We start from the raw sequence: 1,562 nt of genomic DNA on the forward strand, positions 1-1,562 counted from the left end.
CAGGTACGGTGTGGGCTTCCGTCGTCATTGACAGATGCCCCTTTCCCTTTCGGGTAGGTGGTCTTACTCCGCCTCGGCACGGCAATAACGGGGTTCCCTCCGCCATTCTGTAATATCCGAATCCCTTCATTTCTGATGTTCAGTGCTGCATTACCATCACGGTCATGACGAGTTTCACATTTAGAACAATCCCATTCACGGATATCAAGTGTTAACTCATCAAGAACATGACCGCAACACGAACACGTTTTTGAACTGGGGAAGAATCTTCCTATTTCCACAAGTGAGCAGCGCCTTGCGGGGGTTCCCCCCGTTGTGGCGACTGCGAACCCGGAGGGCTGTCCCTCTTTCTGTTTCAGCTTGTAATCAAGGAAGTTAACAAACATCCCCCAACCTACATCGGATATCGACTTTGATAACTTCCGGTTCCGTACCAATCCCTTCACATTGAGATTTTCTACAATGATGACTTGGCTTTCGTCTACCAGTTTTCTGCTCAATTTGTGCAAAAAGTCCTGGCGGGAATTTGATACTCGCTCATGAACCTTGGCTATAAATTTTCTGTACTTGTTTGTTGAATTACTACCTTTAACTTTACGGGCAAACCTCTTCTGCTTTTTAGCTAGATTCCTTTCATGACGTTTGAGGTGTTTCGGGTTTGGATGCTTGGTAACTTCATTACCATCATGAACAATAGCAAAGTCTTTTAATCCAAGGTCAATACCCAATATCTTGTCGCCAGACAGTTGACTACCATTGTCTTCCACTTCACATAGCACAGATGCAAAGTACTTATCTGTAGGAGTCTTGCTTATAGTAACTGTCTTAACTTTCCCCTCAATTGGTCTATGAAAGACAGCTTTTACAACACCAATCTTAGGGATTTCCAAACAATCATCCACTACTTTAACGTTCTGAGGATACTGAATTGATTGCTTGTGATGTTTTGACTTAAATCTAGGAAACTTAGCACGTCCCTCAAAGAAATTGGTGTAAGCCTTGTTCAAGTTGATTGCTACACACTGCAAAACAGCAGAGTAACAATCCTCTTTTAACCAAGGATGCTCTACTTTTAATTGTGGCAAGTAAGCTTTGTAAATACTTAGTTTTAATGACTTCCCAGTTTCTTCATAGTGTTGAATGCAAGCATTTAAGGCATAATTCCAATACCACCTTGCACAACCAAACGACTTGGCTAGAACTACTTGTTGTTCGGTTGTTGGGTATAGTCTGACCTTAACAGCTTTCAACACTTAAAACCACCTCCTTGTTATCTGTTAGTAGAGCAAATGTGGGTAATAAGTGGGTACAAAAATGAAAACAGAGTGGTTTAAAATGCGGATGAGTGAACGTAGATTAAATAAGTTACGATTATATGCAGCAATCAAAGATACAACAATGACTCACGTTATTGAAGACTTCATTGATTCGTTAAAAATCCCGGAGACAGACAATTCCTCATCGACCAACATTGCTAAGTGAACTGGGTTCACCGTTGCTCGTTGGTCAATTCGTCATTGTCCCGCCATTCATCCCACACGCTCCCTGAGTACAGGTACAGT

General features: G+C 42.1%; 2 protein-coding genes. One reads left to right on the forward strand and one right to left on the reverse strand.

What is annotated here, in order from left to right; genetic code table 11:
* The coding region (locus tag DP117_RS35175) for an RNA-guided endonuclease TnpB family protein (protein ID WP_339381216.1) at positions 1-1,253 on the reverse strand (1,253 nt) is incomplete at its 3' end.
* A 61-nt stretch (positions 1,254-1,314) separates the two neighbouring features.
* On the opposite strand from DP117_RS35175, the gene DP117_RS35180 reads away from it, so the two are divergent.
* Complete coding sequence (locus tag DP117_RS35180) at positions 1,315-1,482, forward strand: hypothetical protein (RefSeq protein WP_169222764.1); 168 nt, start codon at positions 1,315-1,317, stop codon at positions 1,480-1,482.
* The last annotated feature ends 80 nt before the right edge of the window (positions 1,483-1,562 follow it).

It is taken from the genome of Brasilonema sp. UFV-L1 (assembly GCF_012912105.1).
Taxonomy (GTDB): Bacteria; Cyanobacteriota; Cyanobacteriia; order Cyanobacteriales; family Nostocaceae; genus Brasilonema.